This window comes from Bacillus sp. Medicinal_06 (genome assembly GCF_056711665.1).
This window is the reverse complement of the sequence record NZ_JBWYHD010000001.1, coordinates 251,092-277,508: the sequence shown is the minus strand read 5'-3', so window position 1 is coordinate 277,508 and position 26,417 is coordinate 251,092. Positions and strand designations below refer to the sequence as shown.

27 protein-coding genes and 1 pseudogene are annotated in these 26,417 nt (G+C 34.1%); 22 read left to right on the top strand and 6 right to left on the bottom strand.

What is annotated here, in order from left to right:
- Positions 1–26 precede the first annotated feature (26 nt).
- The 6 genes from AC1M36_RS01480 (at position 27) to AC1M36_RS01455 (ending at position 4,530) form a co-directional block, all read left to right on the top strand.
- Positions 27–1,010: a DUF4003 domain-containing protein gene (locus AC1M36_RS01480; protein ID WP_479845517.1), complete on the top strand. Its 984-nt coding sequence runs from the start codon at positions 27–29 to the stop codon at positions 1,008–1,010.
- A gap of 314 nt (positions 1,011–1,324) precedes the next feature.
- Positions 1,325–2,227 (top strand): alpha/beta hydrolase, encoded by a 903-nt coding sequence (locus tag AC1M36_RS01475; RefSeq protein WP_336451368.1) that lies wholly within the window; start codon positions 1,325–1,327, stop codon positions 2,225–2,227.
- A 166-nt stretch (positions 2,228–2,393) separates the two neighbouring features.
- Positions 2,394–2,936 (top strand): TetR/AcrR family transcriptional regulator, encoded by a 543-nt coding sequence (locus AC1M36_RS01470; protein ID WP_336451367.1) that lies wholly within the window; start codon positions 2,394–2,396, stop codon positions 2,934–2,936.
- A 178-nt stretch (positions 2,937–3,114) separates the two neighbouring features.
- Entirely contained in the window at positions 3,115–3,543 is a 429-nt protein-coding gene (locus tag AC1M36_RS01465) for a MarR family winged helix-turn-helix transcriptional regulator (protein WP_336451366.1), read from the top strand.
- Between the two features lie 29 nt (positions 3,544–3,572).
- Positions 3,573–4,211, top strand: coding sequence for a nitroreductase family protein (locus tag AC1M36_RS01460; protein WP_336451365.1), 639 nt, complete (start codon positions 3,573–3,575; stop codon positions 4,209–4,211).
- 25 nt (positions 4,212–4,236) lie between these two features.
- Entirely contained in the window at positions 4,237–4,530 is a 294-nt protein-coding gene (locus AC1M36_RS01455) for a putative quinol monooxygenase (RefSeq protein WP_336451364.1), read from the top strand.
- A 48-nt stretch (positions 4,531–4,578) separates the two neighbouring features.
- Here the strand turns inward: AC1M36_RS01455 and AC1M36_RS01450 are convergent, their stop codons facing one another.
- The 3 genes from AC1M36_RS01450 to AC1M36_RS01440 are packed head-to-tail and all read right to left on the bottom strand — an operon-like array spanning position 4,579 to position 7,749.
- Entirely contained in the window at positions 4,579–5,679 is a 1,101-nt protein-coding gene (locus tag AC1M36_RS01450) for a DUF4018 domain-containing protein (protein WP_479845602.1), read from the bottom strand.
- On the bottom strand, positions 5,657–6,823 hold the full coding sequence (locus AC1M36_RS01445; protein WP_336451362.1) for a DUF58 domain-containing protein: 1,167 nt from the start codon (positions 6,821–6,823) through the stop codon (positions 5,657–5,659). The genes AC1M36_RS01450 and AC1M36_RS01445 overlap by 23 nt, the downstream gene beginning before the upstream one ends.
- Positions 6,820–7,749: an AAA family ATPase gene (locus AC1M36_RS01440; protein ID WP_336451361.1), complete on the bottom strand. Its 930-nt coding sequence runs from the start codon at positions 7,747–7,749 to the stop codon at positions 6,820–6,822. Before AC1M36_RS01440 ends, AC1M36_RS01445 begins: the two co-directional genes overlap by 4 nt.
- A gap of 217 nt (positions 7,750–7,966) precedes the next feature.
- Between AC1M36_RS01440 and AC1M36_RS01435 the strand changes: the two genes are divergently transcribed.
- From AC1M36_RS01435 to AC1M36_RS01425, 3 genes are all read left to right on the top strand, one after another.
- Positions 7,967–8,290 (top strand): PadR family transcriptional regulator, encoded by a 324-nt coding sequence (locus AC1M36_RS01435; protein WP_336451360.1) that lies wholly within the window; start codon positions 7,967–7,969, stop codon positions 8,288–8,290.
- 1 nt (position 8,291) lies between these two features.
- Entirely contained in the window at positions 8,292–8,825 is a 534-nt protein-coding gene (locus AC1M36_RS01430) for a DUF2812 domain-containing protein (protein WP_336451359.1), read from the top strand.
- 165 nt (positions 8,826–8,990) lie between these two features.
- Complete coding sequence (locus tag AC1M36_RS01425; RefSeq protein ID WP_479845516.1) at positions 8,991–9,269, top strand: hypothetical protein; 279 nt, start codon at positions 8,991–8,993, stop codon at positions 9,267–9,269.
- A gap of 74 nt (positions 9,270–9,343) precedes the next feature.
- On the opposite strand, the gene AC1M36_RS01420 is transcribed toward AC1M36_RS01425, so the two are convergent.
- On the bottom strand, positions 9,344–9,589 hold the full coding sequence (locus AC1M36_RS01420) for a DNA alkylation repair protein (protein ID WP_336451357.1): 246 nt from the start codon (positions 9,587–9,589) through the stop codon (positions 9,344–9,346).
- Between the two features lie 327 nt (positions 9,590–9,916).
- Between AC1M36_RS01420 and AC1M36_RS01415 the strand changes: the two genes are divergently transcribed.
- From AC1M36_RS01415 to AC1M36_RS01395, 5 genes are all read left to right on the top strand, one after another.
- Positions 9,917–10,300: a VOC family protein gene (locus AC1M36_RS01415; RefSeq protein ID WP_336451356.1), complete on the top strand. Its 384-nt coding sequence runs from the start codon at positions 9,917–9,919 to the stop codon at positions 10,298–10,300.
- Positions 10,301–10,314: 14 nt separating this feature from the next.
- A complete protein-coding gene (locus AC1M36_RS01410; protein ID WP_336451355.1) occupies positions 10,315–10,857 on the top strand; it encodes a GNAT family N-acetyltransferase in 543 nt (180 codons plus the stop codon).
- Between the two features lie 4 nt (positions 10,858–10,861).
- Positions 10,862–11,440 (top strand): kinase, encoded by a 579-nt coding sequence (locus AC1M36_RS01405; RefSeq protein WP_336451354.1) that lies wholly within the window; start codon positions 10,862–10,864, stop codon positions 11,438–11,440.
- 90 nt (positions 11,441–11,530) lie between these two features.
- A complete protein-coding gene (locus AC1M36_RS01400; RefSeq protein ID WP_336451353.1) occupies positions 11,531–12,034 on the top strand; it encodes a GNAT family N-acetyltransferase in 504 nt (167 codons plus the stop codon).
- Between the two features lie 167 nt (positions 12,035–12,201).
- Positions 12,202–12,762: a class I SAM-dependent methyltransferase gene (locus tag AC1M36_RS01395; protein WP_336451352.1), complete on the top strand. Its 561-nt coding sequence runs from the start codon at positions 12,202–12,204 to the stop codon at positions 12,760–12,762.
- A 330-nt stretch (positions 12,763–13,092) separates the two neighbouring features.
- Here AC1M36_RS01395 and AC1M36_RS01390 read toward each other — a convergent pair whose 3' ends face one another.
- On the bottom strand, positions 13,093–13,737 hold the full coding sequence (locus AC1M36_RS01390) for an alpha/beta family hydrolase (protein WP_336451351.1): 645 nt from the start codon (positions 13,735–13,737) through the stop codon (positions 13,093–13,095).
- Between the two features lie 162 nt (positions 13,738–13,899).
- Here AC1M36_RS01390 and AC1M36_RS01385 point away from each other — a divergent pair, with 162 nt between their 5' ends.
- The 5 genes from AC1M36_RS01385 (at position 13,900) to AC1M36_RS01365 (ending at position 18,744) form a co-directional block, all read left to right on the top strand.
- Positions 13,900–14,943, top strand: coding sequence for an ArsR/SmtB family transcription factor (locus AC1M36_RS01385; RefSeq protein ID WP_336451350.1), 1,044 nt, complete (start codon positions 13,900–13,902; stop codon positions 14,941–14,943).
- A gap of 21 nt (positions 14,944–14,964) precedes the next feature.
- A complete protein-coding gene (locus AC1M36_RS01380) occupies positions 14,965–16,242 on the top strand; it encodes an MFS transporter (protein WP_479845601.1) in 1,278 nt (425 codons plus the stop codon).
- An 82-nt stretch (positions 16,243–16,324) separates the two neighbouring features.
- On the top strand, positions 16,325–16,651 hold the full coding sequence (locus tag AC1M36_RS01375) for an antibiotic biosynthesis monooxygenase family protein (protein WP_241818558.1): 327 nt from the start codon (positions 16,325–16,327) through the stop codon (positions 16,649–16,651).
- 744 nt (positions 16,652–17,395) lie between these two features.
- Positions 17,396–17,920 (top strand): RNA polymerase sigma factor, encoded by a 525-nt coding sequence (locus AC1M36_RS01370; RefSeq protein ID WP_336451348.1) that lies wholly within the window; start codon positions 17,396–17,398, stop codon positions 17,918–17,920.
- Positions 17,917–18,744: an SH3 domain-containing protein gene (locus AC1M36_RS01365; protein ID WP_336451347.1), complete on the top strand. Its 828-nt coding sequence runs from the start codon at positions 17,917–17,919 to the stop codon at positions 18,742–18,744. Before AC1M36_RS01370 ends, AC1M36_RS01365 begins: the two co-directional genes overlap by 4 nt.
- An 11-nt stretch (positions 18,745–18,755) precedes the next feature.
- Here AC1M36_RS01365 and AC1M36_RS01360 read toward each other — a convergent pair.
- Positions 18,756–20,535: pseudogene (locus AC1M36_RS01360) on the bottom strand (peptidoglycan D,D-transpeptidase FtsI family protein).
- Positions 20,536–20,691: 156 nt separating this feature from the next.
- Here AC1M36_RS01360 and bla point away from each other — a divergent pair.
- The 3 genes from bla to AC1M36_RS01345 all read left to right on the top strand — a co-directional run bounded on the left by bla (position 20,692) and on the right by AC1M36_RS01345 (position 26,349).
- Positions 20,692–21,468 carry a subclass B1 metallo-beta-lactamase gene (gene bla / locus AC1M36_RS01355; protein WP_479845600.1) on the top strand — a complete coding sequence of 259 codons (777 nt, stop codon included), beginning with the start codon at positions 20,692–20,694 and terminating at the stop codon, positions 21,466–21,468.
- A gap of 386 nt (positions 21,469–21,854) precedes the next feature.
- Positions 21,855–23,987, top strand: coding sequence for a peptidoglycan D,D-transpeptidase FtsI family protein (locus AC1M36_RS01350; protein WP_336451344.1), 2,133 nt, complete (start codon positions 21,855–21,857; stop codon positions 23,985–23,987).
- Positions 23,988–24,369: 382 nt separating this feature from the next.
- Positions 24,370–26,349 (top strand): penicillin-binding transpeptidase domain-containing protein, encoded by a 1,980-nt coding sequence (locus AC1M36_RS01345; RefSeq protein WP_479845515.1) that lies wholly within the window; start codon positions 24,370–24,372, stop codon positions 26,347–26,349.
- Positions 26,350–26,417 lie beyond the last annotated feature (68 nt).

Sequence of the window (26,417 nt, the reverse complement as noted above, 5' to 3'; positions counted from 1 at the left end):
AGTAGAAGAAAAACGAGGGGGTCACTATGATTACATTACAACAGAAGCTGGAGCAGTACACACACATATATGCACAGCTAAAAGGGGAACTAAAGTGGAAAACGAGTGATTCTCGGACAGGGATGATGATTGCCGCTATGTATGCAGGCAGCGATAAACCGTTTCATCTTGGACGATTTTTAGAGATTAGTAGTTATATTAAAGATCAGGTAGGAATGTTTTCATACTTAAAGTCTTATCATCGCTTTGTGGTTGCGGCAACATTAGATATTCACTTTCCACATTACAAAGAAGCGTTTCGGAAGTTTCTAGACTTATATGAACGATTAGTTGATGGTGGATTTAGCCGAAGTATATTCACTTATCTGGCAGCAGCTGCGCTTTTACAAGAAGAAACGGTGCAGTATGACACACGTATTCAGCGGTCCATGCAAGTATATAAACGCATGAAAGAGGATCATTTCTTTCTTACAGGACAAAATGATTATCCGCTCGCTGTTTTGTTAGCAGGGCAACAAGAGAAAGTAGAAACGCTTATGGACCGAGTGGAACATCTTTATCAGAAGCTGGCGGCAGCTGGCATGCGCAAAGGGAATGATCTTCAATTTTTGAGTCATATTCTTTCTCTAAATAAGGATGTCAGTGAAGATATTTTAGGAGTGCGATACATAAACATATGGAATTCGTTAAAGCAAGAAAAAGTAAAAGTGAAACAGATGCATTATCCGGCAATTGGACTACTAGCTTTGCTTGAAGATGGAGAGAAAGAAGTCCGTTCTGTTCAGGCATTTATTGAGAAATTGCAAGGTGATAAGCTATTCCGCTGGCATACGGATGTAAGTATTCTGATTGCGATTCAGCTATTCGTAAGTCAGAAAGGTGCAGAAAGCCAAGCTGCCAATACAGGCTTGCAAACAATGATAGAGGTTCTTATACAGGCGCAGCAGGCAGCTATGATTGCAGCAATTACCGCTTCCTCCGCAGCAGCCACTGCCAGCAGTAGTTCATAACGTGTAATTTGCTGTATGAATGCAAGCGCACTGTCGCTATACTTAAGATTTTCCAAAAGAGCTACATACATTCATCTTATTTAACGAAAAAATCGCTTATCTGTTGATAAGTGATTTTTTGTTTCAACGTGATCCTCTATTTTATTTCCCCATGAAATTTTAAACATAATGACACAGATTAAAACGATTTGTGCACTAATACACGAATAGAAGTAATCTGGTTATTGATGATAATCTATCTCCGTTTATAATTAAACACACGAGTTACTTATTACTCGTATGTGCATTAAAAACACTTAAAAAGGAGAAATAACATGAAAAAATCAATCACATTTAAAAATAATAATATTAGTATGGCAGGGAATCTTTATTTGCCAGAAGGATTTGATGAAAATAAAAAATATCCTGCGGTTGTTACCGTTCATCCTGGTGGAGGAGTAAAAGAACAGACTGCAGGTTTATATGCACAGAATCTTGCTAGCAATGGCTTTGTTGCATTAGCATTTGATGCGTCTTATCAGGGAGAGAGTGGTGGTGAACCACGTTTACTTGAAGACCCGGCTGCGAGAGTAGAAGATGTGCGCTGTGCAGTGGATTATTTGACGACTCTTCCGTTTGTTAATGAAGAAAAGATTGGCGCACTTGGTATTTGTGCGGGTGGTGGTTACGCAGTAGCTGCAACTCAAACGGAACGTCGTATTAAAGCAGTAGCGACTGTTAGTGCGGTTGATATCGGTGCGATGTACCGCGGGCAGGGTGACCTTGCAACACAATTGCAAACACTTGAGGCTGTTGCTAAGCAGCGTACTGCAGAAGCGAAGGGTACAGAAGCGATGTTACTGACTTGGGCACCTGATACACTTGAAGAAATAAATGAAAATACACCTGTGCTTATGCGCGAAGCTTATGACTACTATAGAACACCTAGATGTCAGCACCCAAATTCTCCAAATCGATTTTTGTTTAGTAGTGTTGACAAAATTATGGAATTTTCAGCAACAAGCAATATAAGTAACTATTTAACTCAACCGATGTTATTGATCGTAGGAACTGAGGCTGATACACGTAACTATAGTGAAGAATTTTACGCGTTATCGAATGGACCAAAAGAATTGTTCTGGATTGAGGGAGCAACTCATATTGATATGTATGATAAATTAGAATATGTAACACCAGCTGTAGTTAAGTTAAAAGCCTTCTTTGGTGAAAATCTGTAATAGGTAAGAAAGATGAGGCCGTTTCCCAGTTTTGTATATAGGGAGACGGCTTTATATTGTTTTTGGGAGCTATATAGTTTACCTCCAAAAAAATGTTTGTAATAATCAAATGAATATGATTTGTGATAGTTGATTAAGTTATTTTTAGAAAGCTTGGTGATGTACATTGGCTATAGATAGACGAATAGTTAAAACGAAAGAAGCAATAAAAAATGCTTTTGTTGAACTAATGTCTGAGAAGAATTTCGATCAAATTACGATACAAGATATTACCGATAGGGCAAATATTGGTCGTAGAACTTTCTACTCTCATTACTTGGATAAATACGATTTACTAGATAAGTTCACTGAAGAACATATTAACGAGCTAGAAAAAATCTGTGCATGGTCATCGGATTTAGATTTTATAGATGCAAATGTAATCTGGTTTGAATACCTTGAAAACAATTATTCATTTTTCTCCACACTGTTAAAAAGTAAGGGAGCGCCTTATTTTCGTAGTCGGTTCCTTGAGTTTGTCATCAAAGAGTTAAAAGATGAAGTAAATGTAAACGAAGGAAAAAATCAAGGGTTAAATAAAGATGTCATTATTCAATTTTTAGGAGTAGCGATTGTAGGAATCGTAGAATCGTATTTCACGAATGAATTAAATGAACCATCTCGTGTCGTTGCGGAGCAGGTGGGAATATTGTTAGAGAGAAATTTATAATTTGAGCGGAATGAATAAAACCTCTTTGTAAAAGGAAAGAGGTTTTATTTTTTTTATGTCAGCAAAAAATAAATAAACAAAAGGGTTGCATTTTAAATTTTAATCAGATATATTAATTGATGTATCAATAATTGATATGTCAATTAATTGTGTAATACCTTTGCAAAGGAGGAGTACATTGACCAATTCATGTTCAAAGGAAGCGATTATTTTATATAAAATACACTTTCTTAATAAAGAAGTAAGTTCGAAGTTTGAAGGTTGTACAGGTATGAGTCAATCTAGGCTGGAGCTTATACTTCAGCTATATGAGGTTGATGAAATTAGTCAAAAAGCACTTCAACAAGAAGTGAATATTGATAATGCTGCGGTTACAAGACATTTAAAGCAGCTTGAGGAAAATGGAATGATTACAAGACGTAAAAATCCAGATGATAACAGGATTACTTTAGTTTCTCTTACGAAAGATGGACGAAATAAAGTTCATGCCTTTCAAGAAGAGAAAGAGCGCTTTGCGGCTACTGCGTTAAAAGGTTTAAGTGAAGAAGAGTGCGATAACCTTTTAAATATGTTAAATCGCATTGAAGCAAATATACAAGAAGTCTAAATATAAAATGGAAAAGGGAGATTACATCTATGAGTAACGTAACAAAAATAAATGATTTTACAGAAATTTTAACAGGACGTCGTTCGATTCGTAAGTACGATACAAACGTGAAAATTAGTAAAGAAGAAATGACAGAGATTTTAACAGAAGCAACGCTTGCACCATCTTCAGTAAACATGCAGCCTTGGCGTTTTCTTGTGATTGATAGTGAGGAAGGAAAAGCAACACTTGCGCCGCTTGCGAAATTCAATCAACTTCAAGTAGAAACATCATCAGCTATGATTGCGGTATTTGGTGATTTGCAAAACTTTGATAACGCGGAAGAAATTTATGGAACAGCCGTTGAACGCGGGTTTATGCCAGCAGAAGTGAAAGAAGATCAAATGCAAAAGCTTTCTGCTTATTTCTCTATGGTTTCACCAGAAGTGATGAGAGATACGGTTTTAATTGATGGTGGTCTTGCATCTATGCAGTTTATGTTAGCAGCACGTGCACATGGATATGATACATGTCCAATTGGCGGATTTGAAAAAGATAAAATTGCAGAAGCTTTCGGTTTAGAAAAAGATCGTTATGTACCAGTTATGTTAATTTCAATTGGAAAAGCAGCTGATAGTGGATACAAGTCAGTTCGTCTTCCAATCGATAAAATTGCTCAGTGGAAGTAATTTTAGATACGAGAGGGGAAATACCATGATCATTATTCACGCAGTATTTCAAGTAGACTCAGCAAAACAACAAGCATTTGTAGAAGAAATTCGGCCACTAATTCGTGCTTCCAGAGAAGAAAATGGAAACGTATCATATGATTTATATAAAGATACTGAAAAAGAAAATGTTTATACAATGGTAGAAGTTTGGCAAGATGCAGAAGCAGTGGCTGGCCATAATACAAGTGAACATTTTACTTCTTTTGTTAAAAAAGCGAATCAATTTTTGACAGCTCCATTGGATATTAAAGTTTACGATGCACAACTAGTAAAATAATCAATACCCCCTCGATTACTCTAACATAGAGCCCTCGAGGGGGGTGTTTTATTTTTTCTTCTTTTTCAATGTTTTTTGATCAGCGTAAAGTTTATTTACTTCTTCTTTAAATTCACGGAAAAGTTCAGTGTTCTCCTGATCAGCATATCGTACAGTATTGTAAGCTTTTATAATTGTATCCACTTCAATAGAAACACCTTCCTCGGTCTGAATTCGCTCCATCCATGCGTCAATTGTTTCACCACGATTTCTATTTAAAGGTGGTTTTAATTTCTTTTCTAGTTTGAAAATTTCTTTTCGAATTTCATTTTTTGGTGGTTTATTGTATCGTACTTGTTTTGTGCGTGTTCCTTCTTTATCTGTAATTAAAGTAGATTCAAAAACAGGGATAGTAGGTAATTTAAAATAATCGCGCTTTTTATAAACTTTCCAAATGATATAAACTGCGATGAAAGTAGTAATGAGAATCATAATACTATTTACGAGTATCGGATCGAATTCTTGTGGAATCCCTTCTTCAATTTGTGGCTTATTTAACTGCCCCTTATTATTCCAAAAATCATCTGTATCTGTTAATTCAGCTGCTGAGAACAGTGGGTTTAAAGCAAATCCAAACCCTAAAGCGATTTTTTCAACGATAAAAGATAGAACGAGACGAATGTACGGAAATATTGGGATCAGCAAAGCGCTTATGATTCCAATCGTAATAAGAAAAATAAAGCGTACGAGTTGTTGATTTCGATTCGCACCAGTTAGCCAAAAGGTTATTAGAATATGTAATATTAGTAACATCAACTTCCATAACGAAGGAAATGGAGGATAGAATAACGCTGAAACGACAAACCATACAATAGCACCAATCGATTTTTGGACTGGGGAACTGAAATCCGTTGCATGTACGATAAAAAAGAACAGCGGTAAAAGCATTGTACCTAAAACAGAAAACGATAGAAAAACAGAACAACCAATGATTTGAAGGATTAAGAGTGCAACTAATCCTGTATTTTTCTTCTTTATAAATTTCTTTACGGCAAATAATGCTATGTAACTAGTTGATAAAAAGATCATTACACTTATTATTTCATCTCTTTCCGTAAGTAAAGAAAGAAGTAGAAGGAGAATAAAATCATGCACGTATTGTAGTCGCATTTTCAACTGGTTCCACCATCCCTTCATGATGAATGAGAAACGTAGGTTGCATTGTGAGAGGTAAATCTTCCTTTGGAATACCTAGATAAATCATCGTTGAAGAACGTTCTCTTTTCCGCATTATATAGTGAAGAAATCCTGGTTGTGGTAGTAATGTACTGTCATCTGAAATACGTGCCAATTCTTCTAATGCTTTTGCATAATGCATGTGTCCCTCATTCACTGGTAAATGTATAGGACCAGCTTCGACTAAAACGCTAATAAATAATTCAAACGGAATTTGATGTTTTGTTGCATATTGACAAATGTATGTTGTATAAGATACGAGCTCTTCAATATTATGTTTCCAGCCAAATCCACGTTCGGCAGCTAACGAAAGACAAATTGTCCAGTTGTAATTTTTAACAGATTCATATTGCTTCGCTTGTAAACTTTGCATTTTTGCAGAGGCTTTCCAGTGGATGGAACGAAAAGATTCGCGTTCGTATCGCTTTACGTCAATAATTGATGTTTCATCTTGGAAAAAGGAAAAGTTTGTTTTATAAGATCCCATTAATAATTGCTGAATTTCCTGTAAACCAGCTACTTTTTTAGGAGTAGGGTAAACGATAATTTCCGTTTTTAGTTTATCTAAAATTGGCAAATGTACAGAGAGAATTTGAAAAGGATCTCCAAGGACACATTCAAATTGTTCAATTTGAAACACGCCTCGTTTTGTAGTTGTTAATGATAACTCCCAATTTTGCTGCGAATGAGCAGGTTGAGAAAATGGAAAAGAAAACAATGTTTTCGATATTTTTGTAATTCCTTGATCCGTATGTGGAAGTAAGGATGGGTTCAAATGAAAATAACATGTACCATTGACAAGGGGTAATTTCGCACCATTTTTTAAACGGATATGTAATTGCCCAGTCTCTTCTGGAAATAAGCGAGTTGTTTGCTTGTCATTCATAATTTGGAACTGTTTTTCAATATAAGTAACATATCGATAAATAAAAAATGCAAACAAATAATAAAAGAAAAATAGAAACATGAAAAATCGTTGTGGTAGAACAAACGTAAATAGCAACGCAACTGGAATAGTTAATTGAATAATATGAGTTTGAAAAAATAAAGGTACAGTTACTACGCGCTGACCATTCATGATTGCTCAATCTCCACCGGAACATCTACTTCCTTTAAAATACTTTCAATTAACTTCTGTTTTGTCGTGCGCAGAGCACCTTCCATTGATAAAATGAGACGATGTTTCCATACGAAAGGAAGTAAAAATTGTATATCTTCAGGCGTACAGTATTCACGATCACGCAAAAAAGCTAATGCTTGTATCGCTCTGACTAAGGTAAGTGTTGCACGCGGACTAACACCGTTGGCGATATAATCATGATTTCGCGTAGCGTTAGCGAGCTGAATGATATAGAGCTCTAACGGTTCGGATACGTGTATTTCTTTTACTTTTTGTTGTACTTGTAAAATTTCTTCTAAAGTGATAACAGAACGCATGTTATCTAAAGGTTTGTTATTTCGAAAACGGCGCATCATTTTTAGTTCATCTTCTAAAGAAGGATAGCCAATTGAAATGGTCATTAAAAAACGATCGAGTTGTGCATCTGGAAGAGGGAAAGTTCCTTGTGATTCAATTGGATTTTGCGTCGCAATGACAAAGAATGGTTTAGGAAGAGGTGTGGACTGCTTTTCGAGTGTTACTTGGCGCTCTTCCATTGCTTCTAATAAACTAGATTGTGTTCTAGGCATAGCACGGTTTATTTCATCTGCTAGTAATATATTTGTCATAACTGGTCCGAATCTTAGTTCGAATTCACTCGTTTTCGGATTAAAATATTCAATTCCGGTTACGTCACTTGGAAGCACATCAGGGGTGAATTGAACCCGAGAAAATCCGCCGCCAATACTTTTGGCAATTGTCTTCGCTAGTAATGTCTTTCCTGTTCCAGGTACATCCTCAAGCAGCACGTGACCATCTGCAAGTAATGAAACAAGGAGCAAATCAACCACATTTTCTTTCCCAACAAAAACAGAGCTTATATTTTCTTTTAATGTATGTATCATAGGTATCATCCTTTCAAAAAATAGGAAATTACATTTGTTATATTTTAACAAATTTTTCTGAAAATTAATATAATAATATTTTTGTATAGAATAAATATAAAATTTCTAAAAATCACTTCGTTTTCAGTTGTATTTATTTGGAATAGGATATACAATATCGATATACGATGTATCGTAAGTCGATATATCATACACCGATGTATTGGAGGTAGTTATAATGAGTGTGAAAGCACAAAAATATATTCCATTGACAGAGGCAACGTATTATATTTTGTTGTCATTGGTAAAGCCTATGCATGGTTATGGGATTATGCAGATGGTGGAAGAAATGACGAATGGGGAAGTAAAGCTTGGGCCTGGTACGTTATATGGAAACACGACAAAGTTATTGAAAGAAAAACTGATTGTAGAAGTAGCGTCTACAGATAGAAAAAAATGTTACGTGCTAACCCCAATTGGTAGAGAAGTGTTAGAACTTGAATTTAAACGGTTACAACGTTCTATTCAAAATGGAAGAAATATTTTAGAAGAGGGGATGTAACATGGAAGGTAAGAAGACGTTTAAATTTTTTGCAGCGTGGAACCTAGAAAAAGAAGAGGCGTATTTAAGAAAAATGCATCAAGAAGGCTGGGCATTCCAAAACTACAATTTTATGTACACATTCAAGAAAACAGAGCCGAAGGATGTTGTTTATAAAGCAGATTTCAAATTAGATAATCGAAACTCACAAATGAATCAAAAAGAATACATTGAAATATATGAAATGTCTGGTTGGAAGCATGTAACAAGTTTTACGAAGTGGCACTATTTTTCTAAAGAAGTAACGGATGATCATGAATTACCCGATATTTATTCTGAAAAAGAAACGAAGATTGAAAAATTGATGGATTTAATGAGATTTTTTGCACTTATCTTTGCCATTATGATACCAGGTATGTATTTGAATTACTTAGGGCCTTCGGTCAATAGTCCTATTTGGATAAAACTTATTCTAGGACTTTGCGGGTGTATAGATGTATATGTATTAATAAGGTTATTTTGGAAGGTACGAGAATTAAAAAACGAAGTTTTGTGAACGACGCGGTTTCAAAACAAAGTACAGTTTCATTTCACTGATTGTATGTGACCATTGGATCCATTTATCCATCCATGCTACTACATATCATAGTAGATTTACTTGTACTTGTTCGATTATTTGTATTAAAGGGGAAAGTAATTTTACAGTGAGTTTTAAGAAGATATGGAGAATGAAAAAACGTTACTTGGAAAACAAGTGGCGTTTTTTATTGGTTTCAAAAAGAGTTGTAGTGTTCAGATTGCTATGAAACACACAGTTACAACTTTATATAAAGATAAAAAAATTAGCCAAGAATTAGCAGAAGAAATAGAGAAAAGGGTAAATGATTTAGTTGAGAAACAAGAAAAACAAGTGGAAGTTGCATATAGTCAATTGCAAGAGAAGGTAAGAAAGCGATATGAAGAGATGAGTAGAGCAGAGCAGTTAAAAGTGAGTAATTGATAAATAATCCAAAAGGTAATGAAGTATTTTATGTTACCTTTTGGACTATAAAGGATGAATCGAGTTTCCTAAAGTTAAAATGATCGATTTTGCGCAAGTTTAATAAACTGTTCAGGATTCTCCACAAGACCACATACAGCACATTGCACGCGATATGTAGGTCCTTGATATGCCATATGAAAAGCATCCATAGTTTCATTTGTATATTCTTCTTCAATTTGACCAGTTTGTGGATTTAGTTTGACTGGTTTGACTTGTTGCTCAAGAATATTAAAGCGAGTGCGATTGGTTTTACAGTTTGGGCAAAGCATTGGTTCCATATGTATACACCTCCATTTGTAGCATTTCTTTATAGGAAGAAATTTATTCAAAAGTAAAAGGTATTGATGTAAAAGTAGTTGTTTTTAACTATTTATTCCAAAAAGTTTCTCAATATAAATCATCAATTGTTATATTTAAAATTCAGAAAAAATAAAATATAATCAATGTATGAGCTGGTTATGTCCAAACCAATCTCCTGTTTTATGCCAATATGTTTGAGGCCGAGAAATCGGCCTTCTTTTTTGTTTGCAATTATGAATACCGTAAACAAGGTTTTCTATATCCTTTGTCGAATTTTTAAAAGAGAATTTGAAAGGGGGATTACAATGAACTTAAAAATGAAATATGTCATTTTATATGTAGACCGGTATGAAGAATGTCTTCGATTTTATAAGGAGCTTTTACGCTTGCCAATAAAAGGGGAACATGGTACATACATTGAATTTGATACCGGGGCAACAATTTTAGCAATGAATAGTAGAGAGGATGTACGAGAGTTAACGGGATTGTCCATTCCAAATGGTGCACTAGAATCCTCTCATTTTGAAATTGGATTTGTTGTAGATGATGTTAATGAAACAATTTCGGGATTAAGAGAACAAGGTGTAAAAGTATTGGTGGAGCCAATCACGAAACCATGGGGGCAGACGATCGCTTATGTGTCTGATCCAGATGGGAATTACATCGAAATTTGCAGCTCATTAGAGTAGAGGGAGAAAAGAGAATGGGGTTTCCAATTTTAGAAACAGAGCGTTTAAAATTACGAGAATTAACACTATTAGACGCTGAAACAATGTTTCATTATTTTGAGAAGGAATCTGTTATCCGTTATTTTGGTATGGACTCGTTTCAAGATATTGAACAGGTGAAAAATACGATTCAAACTTTTAGAAAAAGATATGAAGAAGGAAATGTCATTCGCTGGGGAATAGAGTTAAAAGGAACAAATCAATTAATCGGTACATGTGGATTTCATTTAATCAATCCAAATCATAAGAGAGCTGAAATTGGCTATGAATTAGATGATACATATTGGGGGAAAGGTTATGCATCTGAGGCAATGCAGGTAATTCTTACATATGGATTTGAAACGATGCAGCTCATAAGAATTGCAGCAGTTGTTTATACAGAAAATGAAGCTTCACATCGGTTATTGAAAAGGGCTGGATTTCAAGAGGAAGGATTACTTCGAAAAAATATGATTCAAAACAATATTGCTCATGATACCGTAATATATTCATTATTAAACGAAGAGTGGCAAGGATAATATTTTGAAAGAGTTATTAAACCTTGTTTCACAAAATAAAAGTGAACGGTGGATTTTAGGTATAGATGGTTTAAGTCGTTCAGGTAAAACAACACTCGTAAAGCAGTTAGAAGGCAATATGAAAAAAGAAGGTATTCCGTTTTATTTTTTTCATATCGATGATCATATTGTAGAGCGCAATAAACGTTATGATACTGAATATGAAGAGTGGTATGAGTACTATCAATTGCAATGGGATGTGGAATGGTTACAAAAACATTTGTTTCAACAATTAAGGATGGAAAATCAGCTAAGCCTTCCGTTCTATAATGATCAAACGGATACGTGTGAAACGAAAGAGATAATTATACCGAGTCCTTGTACTATTATAATAGAAGGAGTCTTTCTTCAGCGAAAAGAGTGGCGGAAATACTTTGATTATATGGTGTATTTAGATTGCCAAAAGGAACAAAGATTTCTCCGCGAAAGTGAGAAAACAAAAAGAAATCGCGCCAAGTTTGAGCGGAGATATTGGAAAGCAGAAGATTTTTATTTGAGGACGGAATTTCCGAAACAAAAGGCTGATTTGATTATAAATGGATAAATTTATGTTTATTAAGCTAAAATACTAGTTAATTTGTATATATCGAATTATTTTTGCATGAAAATTTAGTTCACGAGGGGTTTATATTATATGGTTCGATTCATTATGGAAAAAGATGCAGAACCTTTTTTAGAATTATGTAAAAAGATTGATGAAGAAACGGAATTTATGTTATTTGAGGAAGGGGAAAGGGCTACTACAATTGAACAGCAACAAAATATGATCAAAAAAATAAATCAATCTCCTAATTCAGCAATTTTTGTTGCTGAGATTGAAAATAAATTAGTAGGATATTTGATGGCAATTGGTAGTAAACCTAAAAGAATCAGACATAGTGTTTATATTGTTGCAGGTGTCACACATGAAAATAGCGGCAAAGGCATTGGAACCCAATTATTTAAAGAACTTGAAAATTGGGCAAAAACGATTGGTGTAATTCGATTAGAGTTGACGGTAAGGATAAATAATACATCAGCAATTTCTTTATATAAGAAATTAGGTTATGAGGTTGAGGGAATAAAAAGAGCTTCTTGTATTATTGATGGAAACTTAGTTGATAGCTATTATATGTCTAAGATTTTGAAATACATGTAAGACGAGATTTTTAGTAACATTCATTTTTTAGTAAAAGTGTTCTTGTAAATCGAAAGTTTAAGGGGAAAACAGAATGCTAAAAAATCGTGTTAGGTTGAATAGAGGATTTCATAACGCCGTTTTTTATATGAAAGAGAATGAATTAAAGTTCTTATGAGGTGAAAGTGATGGTAATAAAACAAAACGAAATTAAAGTAGTAGTTGGAGCTGGAGCATTTAACAATAATCCAGGTTGGATTCAAACTCAAGAAGATGAACTTAACTTATTAGTTGAAACTACATGGGAAGAAAGATTTGAATATAATTCTATTTCAGCTATTTTAGCTGAGCATGTATGGGAACATCTTACTTTTGAAGAAGGTGTAAAAGCAGCTAAAATTTGTTATGAATTTTTAAAACCATCAGGTTATATTCGTTGTGGTGTCCCTGATGCATTTTTCCCAGATGAAACCTACCAAAATATAGTTAAAGTAGGCGGACCTGGACCTAAAGACCATCCAGCTGCAAGCCATAAAATAGTTCATAATTATAAAACATTAACTAAAATGTTTGAAACTGCTGGATTTGAAGTGGTTTTACTTGAATATTGTGATGAAAATGGGCAATTTTATTACAACGAATGGGATGCGAACGATGGTGTTATTTTCCGTTCAAAAAGGTATGATTCTAGAAATCAAGGAGATAAACTTGGTTTTCCATCGCTAATTGTTGCTGCGATTAAACGGTAAGTAATTCAACTAACGCATGCGTTAGTTCTATAAGTTCATGAGTCGCAAATGCGGCTTTTTTTGTTTGTGCAGTAATCCATTATGGTTTATTTCGTATGCAAATCTTTAAATTCCCTACACGTTTTGTGTCGTATGATTTATACCTTTTTTATTTTTATGAACGAGCTAACCTTCTCAATAATCAACGTAATACTTTTAGTTCGCTTCATTATAGCTTCGTAGATCGAAGTAAAAAAATAAACTACCTGTTCCCTATGCTGAATTTGGGCAGGTAGTTTATTTTTTTACTGGATGGCTATGACACAATTACTATCCTTTTTTATATGTATTTTAGTAATTCCTAACAGTTTGTTGGAGTTTTTCCATCACTCTTGAAATAGCTGAAATTGAATGGGCTGTTTCAAATTCTCCAACATTCATGGAGTGGTTTGCATTTGGGATAACATGAATTGTTACACTTGATTTATTTAATTGATCAATTTTATTTGCATTGTAATAATGGTCTTTATCCCCGATAACGAAAAGCCCTTCATGATGACTATTCAAGATTGAGTCAAAAATCGAATCGAAATGTATGAGAGGGGTGAATAAAATTATTTTTGACTTTAAGAATTCCTCTCTCTTCATTAAGTGATTCGCAATTGGAATTGTTCCGAGTGATTTTCCTAAAAAAATCGAATCGTTGTATTGCCCATTGTTTAAAACATCTACAATCACAGGATGAATATCATCCATCATTATTGTTGTTATTTCATCAATCGGTTTTTCCATCATTTGTTTATCGTAGGAGTAATGAATATGGACAACATCGATTTTGTTTTGGAGCATTAATATCGTCGAATAATAAAACAATGGTTTATCGTAATTGTAACCTGAACCTGAAAACATAAAGCAAATCGTTTTGAAACCCATTTCTATATGTGTATAACGAATCACTTTGTCGTTTGCTTGTATCTCCTTTTTAGTTCCTTTCATCCTGTTCCCCTCCGAAACTTTTAAAATATTATAACATGAATTATATCCATAAATTGATAATGTAATTTTATTTTGTCGGTTTATTTTTAATGTTCCGAAATTATAGAAGGTAAAATTCGGTGTTTATAGAATTTAATACATAACAAAATGAGGAGGGATACAATGGAAGTTTTACATGTAACAAGTAGAAAAAGAGAAACATATGACGTTCAAGTCAAGTATTCGATACTTTTCGAATGCGCTCTTGGAATTGCAGCGATTACGAATACGAGGCTGATTGATACGTTAGAAAAATCTCGAAGTGAATGGGAAGAGATGAGACAATCCGTATCGGTAGAATTGCAAGAGCATTTACATTTCGTAGAGAAACATAATACATGGAAAGCGTTGCTACAACTACTATATCAAGAAGATTTTCAGGATTTATATGAGTTTACTCAGTATATCAATTCGTTGTCAGAATCTGGATTAAAGTATATATGCATTCCATTTGTCGGCTATAAATATGAAGAAAAGAGAAAGAATGCAGCAAATGGCGAGAGGGAAGCAGTGCAAGCATTACAAGAAATTACAAGTAGCAATCCATTTTTCCCTGCTTACATCAATTTTATTTGTGAAGTGAATATACAGTTACTTAAAGATCACCTCATCGCCGTTATGACAGGCTGGTATGAAGCTGTTATTGAACCTGAAGCAGAAAAGTTATCACGCATACTAAAACAAGACCATGACATGAAACGTGAAATGAGTGAAAAGATGCAGCCAGAAGAGTTTGTTGAATGGGCAACAGGTGGTGTTACATATTTTCCAGAGCCAAGTGTACATCATGTTTTGCTGATCCCGCAATATACGTATCGGCCTTGGAACATTGAAGCGGATATAGAGGATACAAAAATATTTCATTATCCAATCGCTAATGAAAGCATACATCCAGAAGATCCATATGAGCCAAGTTATTTTTTAGTTCATAAACATAAGGCACTTGGAGATGAAGCAAGATTGCGCATCGTAAAATTATTGTTTGAAAAAGATCGTACATTGCAGGAGATAACGGAACAATTAAATCTTGGAAAATCAACCATTCATCATCATTTGAAAATTTTAAGATCAGCGAAGTTAGTTGAAATTCAAGATGCAAAGTATGTGTTGAAAAAGAAAGCAGTAGAGGCTATAGCAAAAGAGTTGGAAATCTATTTAAATCGTTAATTTACATCAAAAGGTAAAAATATTTTACCTTTCCAGAATACGCACAATAGGAGGAGAAATAAAAAGAAAAGTTGGTGCGAAATGGAGAAAAGTATTTTAAAAAATCGATCGTTTTTCTTTATGTGGATTGGTAGTGCGATTTCTGAATTAGGCGGTGCATTTGGTACGTTATGTAATTCTATTCTGATTTATCAATTAACGGGCTCGAAAATGGCTTTAGGGAGTATGTGGCTCCTTTACTTTATCCCGTCGCTTCTTTTACAACTTGTCATAGGTCCATTCATTGATAAGTGGAGCCGGAAATGGATTATGATTGTATCTCAGTGGACACGTGGACTAGCTTTTTTACTGCCTTTATTGATGATGAGTACTGGAAGTGTAGAGACGTGGCATGTTTTTGTTGTACAAATCATAGTCGGACTTATCACACCACTTTATGTACCAGCCAATCAAGCGATTACACCGACAATTGTATCTAAAGAAGAATTGCAAACAGCGAATGCTTATCTAGATGGTATGGTTCGTCTTATGATGTTTTTAGCCCCTGTATTAGGGGGAGTTGTTGTTGAGTTTATAGGAGTAAAGCTAACTTTATTTTTCGTCTGCTTATTTCTATTTATAAGCGGTACTTTACTGCTATTTATACAGGAGCATAGAGTGATTCAAGAAGTTCGTAAAAGTTGGTTCAAACAATCTATTGAAGGGTTCACATACTATTTCAAACAGCGGATTATCGTTTGGTTAGGTGTTTTTCTCACATTTGTTCAATTTGGAGTGGGAGTAGCGATGGTTACTAATTTACCGTATATAATAGATGAACTATCGGCAAGTTACGCGGCGTATGGCTATTTTTTGGCAGGTTTTCCTCTTGGGTATGTGATTGGCTCTATGCTAGTAGGAAAAGTAAAGCATGATAGTCGACGTTACCTTATGCTTGGGGCATTATTAATAGGGGGTGCAACTTATATTTCTTTAGGGCTCAATCAAAGCGTCATTTTAGCGGTCATTATCGAAGTTGTAGCGGGCGTATGTATGGCGTTTTTTAATGTTTATAACACGACCATATGCCAGCAAACAGTGCCAAATGATATGATGGGAAAAGTCTTTTCAGTACGATTATTTTTAATAAGAGGTGCGATGCCACTAGGTGTTTTAATTGGAGGAGTATTGAGTGAGCTATGGGGAGTAAGGGCGCTGTATATTTGTATAGGATCAATTATATGTGTGACGTCTTTCGCTGGAATCATGCTTCCATACTTCAAATTTCTCGATGAATCGATTCAAAAAAAATCCGCTTAAATATTTTAATTGAAAATAATTATCATAATCAATTATAATAAAAGAATACTAGAAATATTTACATACAAAGGGAGTGGGATCTATGTTTATCGAAACAAAAACATTTACAGTAAAAGAAGGTACTTCGGATCTTGTTGTTCAACATTTTACTGGAGAAGGAATCATTGAAAAATTTGAAGGATTTATCGATTTAAGCGTTCTTGTTAAAAAGGTGAGAAGAGGGGACGAAGAAGTTGTTGTAATGATTCGCTGGGAATCAGAAGAAGCATGGAAAAACTGGGAAACAAGTGAAGAGCACTTAGCAGGACATAGAGCAAGCCGCGGGAAGCCGAAGCCGGATCATATTATTCAAGTAGAGCATGCGGTTTATTATGTGAAGTCATCGAAATCTGCGTATCAGCAGTCTTAATCAAAAAAGGAAATGAATGTTGTGAAATAAAAGACATGGAAGTGTTATAAAGTTTTTTTATATTAATGTCTTATCTATAATATATGAAAAGAGTACATCACACGATATGTAGTGGTGTACTTTTTTATTTTATTCCGCATTAACGGGCAGTAAGACCCCCACCTCAAGGTTCAGAGAGAAACGGGGAAGAATAGGTGGGGATCAACTGCCCGTAAAAGCCCGATTCGTGAAGGCTAATAATCAGTGGGGGATGAAGAAAACCCCCGCTGATTAAAGTTTCACTTTATTGGTACGTGTAAATGTTTAAAGAAACACAAATAATATTAAACATGTAAACAACATGAGAAAAAGACCTTTGGAGACTCAATTTTATTTTGCTGGTGATTATAAGTATCACCAGTATTTTTAAAAAGTTACGTTAAGCAAAATAGACATGAAATGATAATTCTATCCACATATAGGGTGAATGTACATATTTCTAAATGATACAACCTGTTGCATGGCAATGGTAGATTCTATACAAGAAATTGGATATGTAAGCACTTGAAAAAGAGAAACAATTCGTATGTCAAATGTTATAAGATTGCATACAAGTATCTTGGAATTTTAATGACAGAACTCTTCAGTATGATTTTTAATAGAAAATGGAACAAAAGCAACTTTTATCTTGTCTATATAAAGGAGTCAATTATAAAACATGAGGAAAGGTGTTTATGCTTATGCAAATAAGCTTGAGGTGTTGAGATGGAACATAAGGTTATTGAAAATTGCAACCATGATGAAATTGATTATGTTATAAGAGAACATTGGCAAGATGTATGGAATTATTCATTTATTATTACAAAAGATACCCATTTATCAGATGATATAACGCAAGAGGTGTTTATAAAAGTATTTAAAAAATGGAATTCATTTCGAAATGAGTCGTCTGTTAAAACGTGGTTATTAAAAATTACAAGGAATACAGCTTTAAATTATTTGAAGTCCTCCTATTTTAAGCGGATTTCTTTAGTAAGTTTCTTTCGAAATGATAAGGAATATCCGTCAGCAGAAAAACAATTTTTAGAAAAAGAAACTATGAATGAAGTTTGGGACATTGTATTAAAATTGCCACAAAAACATCGTGAAGTATTAATACTAGATGCAAAATATGAATTATCTTATGATGAAATTGCTGAAACATTAGGCGTGTCTATTGGAACTGTGAAATCTAGGCTACATCGCGCTCGTGCACGAGTTTCAAAAATATTATCGGAGGATGAATTATGAACAATGATAGAAAGCCGGATTGGTATAAAGAATTAAAAAGTGGGCCAGTGAAACAGCCTCAAGACGAAGAGGAATTTATTTATAAAATAAAAAAATCTATATACCAAAATAGGAAGGAAGATGGTCCGAAAATTAGACGGCCATTTCGTATAAAGGTATTCACTGCTGCGGTTGTTCTAGTTTTTACGGCTGTGCTGTTTAACTTTCAACAATTCTGGCCGGGCAAAAATGAACCACCAGTGCAAAGTAGCACTCAAATTGAAGTGAAGATGAAAGATGAATCTAATCAAGATCAATCATTAAAACAATTTATGGATGAATTAAATCAAAACACGAGCTTAAAAAATAAGAACGATTTATATAGAGTACTGGATGAAGAATTTGTTTTTAAGGGAAAACAGTATAGTGAAAATGAATGGAAGTTTGATGATAGTATTTTTCATGATTTACAAGTAGCTCTTGCAATGGGAGGAGAATTTGTGAATGATACGAAAACAGTATATAAAATACCTAGTGGATTGGCAGAAAGTAACCAAAAGAAGCAGGAACGCTTTTTATATGCTACTGTTGTTGGTGAAGAAACAAAAATTTTAACTCAACCCAAACCTGATTCACGTGTTTTATATCGGGTATCTAACGAAACTGTAAAAGCATGGATTCCGGAGAAGGTGAAGAATGATGGATATATAAAAATAACTACAATGAATGGTTATACTGGCTATGTAAAAGAAGATCATGTTTCAATAGATATTCAGTATTCTTTCATTTTTGAGAAACAAAATGATGGCATGTGGAAAATAAAGAGTATAGATTCTATATGGTAAAAGAGAAAGGTTCACTTTATTGAACCTTTCTCTTTATTTTTTATTCTCTTTTTGGAGAGTATCCCAAGCCTTTAAAATTTCCGCTGCAACAAGGGCTGCACTATTTGTTTCAGAATTACCACCAGGAATAATAACAGAAATAGCAATATGCGGATTTTGAGTAGGAGCATATGAAATAAATAGAGAATGATTGATAACTTTTTCTTGTTCGTTTGGCGAACCTGTAATTCCAGTTTTACCAGCAACGTCAAAGGGCAAGTTTTTAATTTCTTGTATATTTTGACTCATTCCACTTTGTAAGACATCCCAAGAACTTGAAGGATAATGATTAGAACTTTCTAAAATGGGTTTAAATTCTTTTGTTCTTTTATCATCGTTTTCCGTAATTGCATGCACCATTTGAGGTTTGTATTTGTCTCCTTTGTTTGCAAGAGCAGCTGCATATTGAGCAAGTTGGAGAGGAGTGTGCACTTCATTTGCGCCCCAAGAAGCATTCAATAAAGCAGAAATTCCACTCTCAAACTTACTAGATGCATGCAACTTATATTGTCCTTCTTCTTCAAAGGGTAAATCAATCCCTGTTTTGGAGCGAAGGCCGAATTGTTTTAAATAGTTTGTCCACAAGGTTGCTACTTTTTCTAAATTCCCATTATTTTTATTGAATAATGGAATTGCTACTTTTGCTGTCATAAATGTATTTGATGAATTAATGATAGCTTGACTCGGTGTAATTTCACCAGTTGGAGTTCCAGCAGCATTGGTGATGTTATTTTGATTATTATACTGAAAACGCCCTTTATCTAAATATGTATCTTCAGGCTGAAAAAGCTTTTCGTTTAACCCAATTAATATAGTAAGCGGTTTTATAGTTGATGCCATATTTACATAGGAATCACCATACTTTAATTTTTGGATTGTTTTATTTTGAGCAAGTAATTTGACATTTTCTTTTTCAGACGATGATAAAGGTGTATTGAACATATTTGGATCAAAAACTGGCGAGTTAACCATAGTTAATATTTTTCCTGTTTTAACATCTATCACGACAGCATAACCAGCAGTAGCATCAGGGGTTTTCTGAATTTGGGATCTTAGTGCTTCTTCTGTTTTTTGCTGAAGTTTATAGTCTAGTGCTAGCTGAATATCTTTTCCTCTTTGAGGACTTTGTATGTTCCATAAGAACTTTTTATTTTTCAATTTAAAAGTGAGAGTTTTTCCTGGTTTCCCTTTTAAATCATTTTCATATTGAAGTTCAATTCCGTTTTTCCCAACAGGAACATAATTAGAATCCGAATTGTTTTTTTCATAGTCAACATACCCAATTACTTGTGAAGCAATTTCATGATGTGGATAAACACGTACCACTTCATTTTTTACTATTACATTTTGGGAATTATTTTCGTTTATAAATGCGGCCTCTTTATCATTTAAGTTTGTATGTAATTGTATTTTATTTTTATCATGATGTTTACAAGATTTTTGTAATTGTGAATGTATGTCATCTACTGAAATTTTACGGTTAAACTTGGATGAAAACTGATTTAGAAAACTTGATATCTTCGCCACTTCTTGATTGGTTGGACAACCATTATTATAGACGTAATACGAAGACTTTATTTTTTTATTTGTGGCTAGTATGACTCCATTTTGGTCAATAATTTTTCCTCTTTCAGCTGCAGAAGTTGTGATAGTAAACGAAATAAACCTTGTTGTGAATAAAAACGTCAAAACAACTCCTAAAATGAAAAAAATCGCTAAAATTATCCACCTCTTCGATTTTTTATGTAACATAAAATCCTCCCTTACCCAGATTCTATTCTATATTAAAATTTATTATTTTTTTTGTAAATGTGGGAACAAATTTATCATGTGGATTGTCTATTAAGTGTAATAGCACTTTTAGAGAAAGAAGCTGCTAAGAAAGGAGCAATGATAGTGAAAAAGAAAATGATATTAAAAGTAGGTTTATGTACAAGTATATTGGGGTTTAGCCAATTTGTTAGTTCGATATTTCCAGTACAGGCTGCTGAAAAAGTAGAGCAAATAAAAAATAAAGATCAAGAGAAAGATGTATCTATTTCACAGTTGCATCCAAAGGTATGGATGCATACGAGTATTGGAGTGGTAAATGAAGCACGTATTCCTGCAAATGGTTTAATTCTTGAAACATCTAAAGGATTGGTACTGATTGATACACCTTGGAATGATGCTCTTACAGATCAACTGCTTCAAATACTAAAAAAACAATTTCCTACAAAAGAGGTCACAGAAGCAATTGTGACTCATGCTCATGACGATCGTATAGGAGGAATTAAAACGCTGATTAAAAAAGGTGTCAAGGTACACAGTACGGCTTTAACTGCTGATTTAGCAGAGAAACAAGGTTTTGATAGACCTCTTGGTGACTTGAAGAAACGCGATAATATGCGATTTGGTGATATAAACGTGGAAACATTTTATCCAGGAAAAGGGCATACACAAGATAACATTACAGTGTGGTTACCAAAGTATAAAATCCTATTTGGAGGATGTTTAATAAAATCATTAGATACACAAGAGATTGTACAGACTCCAGGTTCATATGTATCTAATTGGTCAAAGGCAATTAAAAAAGTAGAAAAGAAATACAATAATATAAATATGATTGTACCAGGACATGGAGATCCCGGAGATAATCGTTTATTTATTCATACATTGAACTTGTTAAAAAATAATGAAAATTAATATGGTATGACGGCCACGTAATATAGAGGAACATTCTAATTTTTGTTTTAGATATATTAATAAAAGAATAAGGGAAACTGCTTCTGATTGAATGCAGTTTCTCTTATTCTTTGTCGCGCATTAACGGGTAGTAAGCCCCCGCTTTAAGAGTCAGAGAAAAATGAGGAAGATAGGTGAGGGCTAACCATCAGTGAGAGATGAAGAAAGACCCCACTGATGGAAGTTTCACTTTATGTAAATAGAGGAACGATTCCATCTTTATTCCATTAATTGAGTGAAGCCCTACCTTTTAGTTTTTTTGTATAAAGAGTGGATAACGTATGAGCAAATTTGCATATAAAACTGTAATCTGAACGAAATTCATTAAAATAAAGTATGGAGGATATATGAAAAAGCAGACAGGAAAGAAGCAGAAGACATCGATATCTATCCGGTTAAACATCCTATTTTTTTGCGTATTTATACTGTTTTCGGCTATCATTTTTCAGCTAGGAAAAGTACAAATTGTTGACGGAGAGACTTATAAAAATCAAGTGAAAAAAAATGAAAACGCAACAACGAGTATTCCAGTTCCACGTGGGAAAATTTATGATCGAGAAGGGAAACCGGTTGTTGATAATAGAGCGCTTCGTACGATTACGTATACAAGATTGAAGGGAGTAAGCTCTGAAGACATTTTAAAAACAGCTAAAGATATTGCGAATATAATTGAAATATCAGAAGAAGAAATAAATAAATTAACTGAAGTAGATAAAAAAGATTTTTGGATGCAATTAAATAAGAAGCGTGCCGAAGCAAAAATCACGAAGCAAGACGAGGAAAAATTTAGAGAAAGGGGTGTAGAAGGGAAGGAGTTAGACAAGAGAATCGAAGAGTTAAGACGAAAGCGCATTACAGAAGAAGAATTAACAGAGCTCACGCCACAAGAGTTAAAAGTATTAGTTATTAAAAGTAAAATGAGTTCTGGTTATCAAATGACACCACAAATTATTAAAAAAGATGTGACAGAGCAAGAGTATACGAGGATAAGTGAAAATTTAGCAAAATTTCCAGGGATAGATGCGACAGTTGATTGGGAACGAAACTATGTAAATGGTGATTTATTTCGTTCGGTATTAGGTAATATAACAAGTGCTGAAGAAGGATTGCCAAAAGAACATTTAGATTCTTATTTGGTCCGCGGATATAATCGGAACGATCGCGTAGGGAAAAGTTATATTGAACAACGATATGAAGATGTATTACATGGAACAAAAAAAGAAGTTAAAAATAATATTGATAAAGCAGGAAATGTTATTCAAACGGAAACAGTCTCTAAAGGAAAAAGTGGTAACAATTTAACTTTAACAATTGATATGGAGTTACAAAAAAAAGTAGAAGAAAGTATAGAAAAAAATTTAAAAGCTTTTAAGAGTTCTGAACCATTAATGGATCGTGCTTTTGTTGTCATGATGGATCCGAAAACCGGACAACTATTATCTATGGCTGGTAAGAGATTGGTAGAAAAAGATGGGAAAGCAGAAGTAGAAGATTTTGCATTAGGCAACATGGTAACTTCTTATGAGTTAGGATCAGCTGTAAAAGGGGCTACTTTATTAACTGGATACGAAACCGGAGCTATACAACCAGGGACTCAATTTTATGACACACCTATGAAGTTTAAAGGTACGAGAGTTAAAAAATCATGGAATGTATCCGGATTTGGAAATATTAATGATTTAAGGGCTTTACAAGTATCATCAAATGTATACATGTTTCATACCGCGTTACAAATAGCTGGAGTGAATTATGTACCAAATAGTTCATTGGATATTAAACAAGCAGCATTTGACACAATGCGTTATTATTTTAAACAATTTGGTTTAGGCGTCCCAACAGGAATTAATTTACCGAATGAAATAACTGGACAAACAAGGCAGAAAGATAGTCAACCTGGTTTTTTATTAGATTTTTCTATTGGACAGTATGATACGTATACACCACTACAATTGGCACAATATATTTCAACCATTGCAAATGATGGATACCGAATGCAGCCTCAAATTGTCCAAGAGATTCGAGAACAAACAAGTAAAAAAGAAGAAATTGGGAAAGTTGTGCAATCTATGGAACCTGTTGTGTTAAATCGAGTGGATGTGAAATCGGAATATATTGATCGAGTAAAAGAAGGGTTTAGATGGGTATTTCAAGAAGGCGATGGAACCGGTGTTAAATATTTCCGAAACGCTCCGTATAAACCAGCTGGGAAAACAGGAACAGCGCAGACAGTATATGGAGGAGAAAGTAAAATTGGAAGGAACGAGAAGGGAGAACGTATTGAGTGTTACAATTTAACATTAGTTGGATATGCTCCATACGATAATCCTGAAATAGCATTTTCTGTAGTAGTCCCTTGGGTTCACAATGATAAAAGTGGTATTAATTCATTAATTGGAAAGGATATATTAGATATATACTTTGACTTGAAAAAACAACGTATGAATGGTGAAGCTACTAATATAGCGAATTCTAATCAATAACAGTGAAATTTAACTCTCTATAGGGAGGGCAATGATTACTAGGTTCCAAGATATCTTGTTTGCAGGCAGTAAGACTCTCACCTCAAAATTCGGCGAAAGTAAAGAAGTTAGGTGAGGATCAAATGCCCGTAAAAACCCGGTTATTATGGGCTATATAAGAGGCTTTTTGAATAAAAGAATGGAAGCAATTTTGTGGAATAGTAGCTAATACAGTTATTATTCCACATGATTTTTACCAAGACATAGAACATTATTAAATCTCAGGATCACATGAATCAGTAGAAAACGAGCGGATGTACACTATTTATAGCAAGTTACTAATGTAAAACGAATGACAAGAATTATTTAAGCTATTTTGATTTATTTAAAGGAGAAGTTTAAATTGAAAAAAATATGGATACTACTTTTCTTTTGTTTCACATTTATATTGGTAGGATGCAATAAAGGCGAAACTTCAGAACAAGCATTTGAAACATATATCAAATTATGGAATGACAAAAAATTTGCAGATATGTATGATCAATTGTCAGAACATGCAAAGGAATCCATTTCAAAAAAAGAATTTACAGAGAAAAATGAAAAAATTTACGAAGGTATTGGAGTTGAGAATTTAAAAGTTAAAAGAAAGGAAGTAATTAAAGATAAAACGGAAAATAAGGTCATTTTATTTACTGTAAGTATGGATACAGCAGGAGGAGAAATCTCTTTCTCACATGAAGCAAAACTTGTGCAAGAAAAAGATGGAGATAAGAAATCTTGGAAAATAAATTGGACCCCAGACTTTATCATTCCAGGGATGAAAAAAAATTATAAAGTCCGTCTGCAGACAGAGCAAGGAAAACGCGGTGAAATATATGATCGAAATGGAAAAGGACTTGTAATGAATGGAAAGGCAACTGAGGTTGGAATTATTCCAGAAAAATTAGGAGATACTGCAACACAAACGAAAGAAACAATAGCGCAATTACTTAATATGTCTGTCGAAGAAGTTGACCAGAAACTTACAGCAAAATGGATTAAACCAGATTCCTATGTACCAATTGGTATTTTACCAGAAGGACGAACACAAAGTGATTATATTTCGCTGGAAGGTGTTTCGTCTCGTCCGGTAAAAGTTCGTACATATCCATTAGGAGAAGCGGCAGCACACTTAACGGGATATATAGGAAAAGTAAATGCAGAGGAGTTAAAATCGCTTCAGAAACAAGGATATCAAACGGATGATTTAGTAGGTAAGACAGGGTTAGAGAAAGTGTTAGAAAATAAATTGCGCGGTGAAAAGGGTGGACGCGTATTTATGGAAGATGAGAACGGAAAAGAGATTAGAAACTTAGCAAAAAAAGAAGCAAGAGATGGAGAGAATGTTACATTAACAATCGATGCCTCCATTCAAGAAAAAATCTATAATGAAATGAAAAATGAAGCAGGATCTAGTGCAGCGATTAATCCAAAAACGGGTGAAACCATTGCACTTGTAAGTAGTCCTGCTTATAATCCCAATATAATAGTTAGAGGAGCATCAAAAGCACAACGTGAAGCATGGAATAATGATTTGAAAAATCCAATGATAAACCGTTTCACACAGGCAGTTGTACCAGGATCTGTATTTAAAACAATTACAGGGGCAATCGGTTTGGAAGCAAACGTTATAAATCCAACGGAAGAGTTTAAAATTGAAGGGTTAAAGTGGACAAAAGATTCATCATGGGGGAATTATTATGTAACACGTGTAAAAGATGCTAGTCCAATTGATTTCGATAAGGCAATGAAGTACTCTGACAATATTTATTTTGCAAAGCAAGCTTTAAAAATAGGAAAAGATCAGTATGTAAGTATGCTTAAGAAGTTCGGGTTTCATGAAAAGTTGCCAATCGAATACGAATTTCCAATTTCAATCATTGCAAAAGATGGGATTAAAAACGATATTCAACTGGCAGATACAGGATACGGTCAAGGACAAGTATTAATGACACCTCTTCATTTAGCTTTAACATATGCACCGATTGTAAATGAAGGGAATATTCCATCTCCACACCTGATACAAAAAGAAGTGAAGAATTGGAAAGAGAATGTGATTTCTAAAGAAAGTCAAAGAATATTAAAAAGTGCGTTAATAAAAGTAATTAATGATTCCGATGGTGCCGGGAGAATTGCCAAGATTGATGACATGACTCTTGCTGGTAAAACAGGTACAGTAGAACTAAAAGAATCAAAAGAAGCAGATGGAAAGGAACTCGGATGGTTTGCAGCTTTCGATGCAAATGCACCGAATATGATTGTTACAATGATGATTGAAGATGTGAAAGGAAGAGGGGGGAGTAATGTTCCAGGTGAAAAAATAAAACATATTTTTCAGAAGTGATACTTAGATTTAATCATTAAAAAAGAATCCTCTTATAAAGAGGGTTCTTTTTTAAAGTGAAAATACAT